Source organism: Massilia timonae CCUG 45783 (assembly GCF_000315425.1).
In the GTDB taxonomy this organism is placed as follows: domain Bacteria; phylum Pseudomonadota; class Gammaproteobacteria; order Burkholderiales; family Burkholderiaceae_D; genus Telluria; species Telluria timonae.
In genome coordinates this window covers 1-3,705 of sequence record NZ_JH992930.1, presented here as the reverse complement: position 1 = coordinate 3,705, position 3,705 = coordinate 1, and the positions used below count along the sequence as shown (strand labels likewise).

At 62.8% G+C, this 3,705-nt stretch carries 4 protein-coding genes; 1 reads left to right on the top strand and 3 read right to left on the bottom strand.

The genetic code is table 11. The features are described from left to right. On the top strand, nucleotides 1-878 hold an 878-nt coding region (locus tag HMPREF9710_RS26325), incomplete at its 5' end, for an IS5 family transposase (RefSeq protein WP_005671575.1). 537 nt (nucleotides 879-1,415) lie between these two features. Here the strand turns inward: HMPREF9710_RS26325 and tnpC are convergent. Genes tnpC through tnpA form a run of 3 tightly spaced genes read right to left on the bottom strand, consistent with a single transcriptional unit; the run spans nucleotide 1,416 to nucleotide 3,628 of the window. Beyond that, nucleotides 1,416-2,936 (bottom strand): IS66 family transposase, encoded by a 1,521-nt coding sequence (tnpC, locus tag HMPREF9710_RS26320; RefSeq protein WP_005664133.1) that lies wholly within the window; start codon nucleotides 2,934-2,936, stop codon nucleotides 1,416-1,418. A gap of 57 nt (nucleotides 2,937-2,993) precedes the next feature. Continuing rightward, nucleotides 2,994-3,335, bottom strand: a complete 342-nt coding sequence (gene tnpB / locus HMPREF9710_RS26315; RefSeq protein ID WP_005664131.1) for an IS66 family insertion sequence element accessory protein TnpB — start codon at nucleotides 3,333-3,335, stop codon at nucleotides 2,994-2,996. Beyond that, complete coding sequence (tnpA, locus tag HMPREF9710_RS26310; RefSeq protein WP_005664128.1) at nucleotides 3,332-3,628, bottom strand: IS66 family insertion sequence element accessory protein TnpA; 297 nt, start codon at nucleotides 3,626-3,628, stop codon at nucleotides 3,332-3,334. The genes tnpB and tnpA overlap by 4 nt, the downstream gene beginning before the upstream one ends. Between the last annotated feature and the right edge of the window lie 77 nt (nucleotides 3,629-3,705).

Below are 3,705 nucleotides of genomic sequence, written 5' to 3'. Positions count from 1 at the left end.
AAGCGCTCAAGGCACGCGGCTCGCTACTCATCTGGCTTGACACGACGATGAACTGGCACGGCCAGCCGAGTGGTAAGCGAGGGCGCAGCCAGGCGTTCAGCGACGAGGCGATCCAGTTCTGCCTGAGCATCAAGTGCTTTTTCAATCTACCGCTGCGCCAGGCCATGGGCATGACGCAAAGCTTGCTGCACTTGGCTGGGCTGAACTGGGCGGTGCCGGACTACAGCACGGTCAGCCGGCGGCAAAAGACGCTGCAGGTGGCCATCGGCGCCGTGCCGACCACGACAGGCTTGCATCTGCTGGTGGACAGCACCGGCATCAAGATGCTGGGCGAAGGCGAATGGAAGACCAAGAAACATGGTGCGGACTACCGTCGCCAATGGCGCAAGGTGCATCTCGGGATCGACGCGTCCACACTCGAAATCCGGGCCATGGAGGTGACCGACAACAGCATTGGCGATGCGCCTGTCCTGCCAGCGTTGCTTAGCCAGATTCCTGCTGACGAACGCATTGCCAGCGTTAGCGGCGATGGCGCCTACGACACGAAGGACTGTCACGAGGCGATCGCGTTGCGCGAAGCGCATGCCATCATCCCAACCCGCAAGAACGCCAAGTTCTGGAAGGCAAACCGTTGTGGTGCCGATGCACGTAACGACATCCTGCGGACGACAAAAAGGGTGGGACGGGCAATATGGAAGAAATGGAGCGGCTACCACCGGCGCAGCCTTGTCGAAACCAAGATGCGCTGCTTCAAGCTGCTGGGCGAACGTGTCATGGCGCGAGACTTCGACCGTCAGGTCGCCGAGTTATACGTGCGGGCTGCCGTGCTGAACCGCTTTACTCGGCTGGGAACCCCGGTTACGGTCCCAGTGTTATAAAACGAACTACAAATAGCGTCAGCTCGGCCTTCGCTCGATTTGCTCAACAAAGCCGCGGAAAACCTTCCACTTCATGGAAGAACACGGGTGCCTCCGGAGTCGCCACGATGGGGTTCGTTACATGACCGTACACCCTGAGCTTGAATATAGCAATCTCACAACGACAGCCGTCCACTTACCGGACCCTGCCGCCACCGCTTGCTGGACCAAAAGCAATGATCCCGATGTGAACGACCGACTGGTGATATTCCTAAGGACCGGAGGCGACGGATCGTGGGCTGGGCTTTGGCGCGACGACGACGGGCAACAGCGAATTGTTCATTTGGGATCGGGGTCGGGATCGGTGATGCTTTGTGTGCTGGCAGAAAATATGGAAGACCTATTGCGCCTCTTGGCAATCGGTTACGACGAACTCTGTTGGCCCGATCAGTTCCAACAAACTCCCGATGAGGTACGTGAGGAGGAAGACGAGGAAAACGACTATCCTCCGCCGCCGCAACTGTGTAAGCGTCCAACCGCTCCACCTTCACAGCGGAATCAAGCCAGCGTAGAGTCCGAAAATGGCAGCAGCGAGTCGATTCGGCTGTTCGGGCAGGTAGGCAGTTTCTCAAGTGTCTCAGCGAGCCAGCGTGCCGGGTCCAGGCCGTTGAGTTTGGCAGTGGCAAACAGGCTCTGGATGACGGCGGCGCGGCGGCCGGCGCGTTCAGAGCCGGCAAACAGCCAGTTCTTTTTACCGATGGCGATGGGACGGATCGCGTTCTCGACCGGGTTGTTGTCGATCGGAAGGATGCCGGAATCGGCATAGCGCACTAGGGCATTCCAGCGCTTGAGGGAGTGTTCGATGGCCTTGCCCGTACCACTTCCGATGGCGACGGTGCGCTGCATCGACAGCAGCCAGGCGTGCAGATCGGCCAGCGCCGGCACGGCGCGCGCCTGGCGCAGATCCAGCCGTTCGGACGGCGTTGTGTCTGCGCCGTCCTGCTCGATGGCGTACAACTGCGCAATGCGGCGCAGCGCCTCGTCGGCGACAGGACTGCTGCTGGCAGCGTGCAGGTCGAAGAATTTGCGACGGATGTGCGCCAGGCACGCCAGTTCGGTCGGCCCATTGGCAAACAGGGCTTTGTAGCCGGCGTAGTCGTCCACCATCAGGTGGCCGCGCCAGTCCTGAAGGAAATCGCGGGCGTGCTTGCCGGCCCGGCTTTCCTGGTAATCGAAGACGACGATCGGTGGCCCATCCTCCCAAGTGCCGGAGCGGTAGGCCCATAAATAGGCTTGGCGGGTCTTGCCGCTGCCAGGATCGAGCTGGCGCACCGGCGTTTCGTCGGCATGCAGGCAGCTGCGCTGGCGCAGAAGCTCGCTCAGGCGTTCGGCCAGTGGCTGCAGGGCCACGCCAATCCGCCCGATCCACTGCGCCAGTGTCGAGCGCGCCAGCGGCACGCCCTGGCGCGCGGCGATCTGCTCGATCCGGTACAGCGGCAGGTGATCGAGGTACTTGCTGGCGGCAACCCATGCCAGCAGGCCGGGTGCGGCCAGGCCACCGTCGATCACCGCTGGCGGCACCGGCGCCGCCGTCACGGTCTCGCAGGCGCGACAAGCATATTGCGGGCGAATGTGGCGGTGCACGAAGAAGCGCGCCGGTTCCACGTCGAGCTGCTCACTGACGTCCTCGCCAATCTTGACCAGGTTGGCGCCGCACTGACCGCAAGCGCACGACTCGGGCTCGTGGCGGTGCTCGATGCGTGGCAGTTCCGGTGGCAGTGCCTGACGACCGGCGCGCTTGCGCGCAGGTTTGACGCTGGCTTGATTCTCCAGCTCCTGCTCGATGGCGGCCAGGTCCATGTCGACCGCTTCCTCGAACAGCGAACGCTGCTCGCCGGTGAGCACTTCGCTGGCCTTGCCATAGCGGATGCGCTTCAGGTAGGCCAGTTCGTGTGTCAATGCCGTGATCTTGAAGTCCTTCTCGGCCAGCTGCGCCTGCTGTTGCTCGAACAGCGCCCGAACCTGCGCCAGCATGGCTGGGGCGATATCGGTCTGGGCAAGTTGATCGAGCAGGTTCATGGTGAAAGTGTAGCGAACCGGTCCGACGTTTACAAGCGAAACAGTTTACGTCGGCATCTATAGCCGCCACTGTGCCGGCGCCTGGGCCGACAGGCGCTGCCAGTCCACGCCCATCACCAGCCACTGCCACTGCTCGGCACTGAGCTGCCAGCAACTCTCGCCCGGCTGCGGCCAGACGAACTGGCCCCGATGCAGACGGCGCAGGCACATCCACACGCCAGTGCCATCCCAGCTCACCACCTTGATCCGCGTGCGGCGCCGGTTGCTGAACACGTAGGCTGTCCCATCGCAGGGCGCGCGGCCCAAGGCCTGCTGCACGTGCAGCGACAGTCCGTCGATGCCGGTGCGCATGTCGACTGGCTCGACAGCCAGCCAGATCGATTCGGGCAGCAGTTTCACCGCAACTCCTGCAGTAGTCTGGCCAGCCAGGCGGCATCGACGCCGCCATCCATGCGCAGGCTCCAGCCCGAGGCGCTGCGCAGTTCCAGGGGAGTCGAAGAGCCTGGAGAGCCAATGCGCACCGGCAGCAGCTGGGTGCCACTGGCCATGCGCTCGATGCGGCGCACCCAGTATCTGAGGCGCTCCACGCCGATATTATGCTCGTGGGCATAGGCTTGGACAGGCAGTCCGCTGCTGCGCCAATGCGCGACATGCTCATGCCAGGTCGATGCGGAAATGCGTTGACGGGTCATGGGATCCTCGAAGTAGAAAACCTCGAGTCTGCATGTCATCGCGGCGACATTACAGGTGGTTGGGCTGCACGCTTACG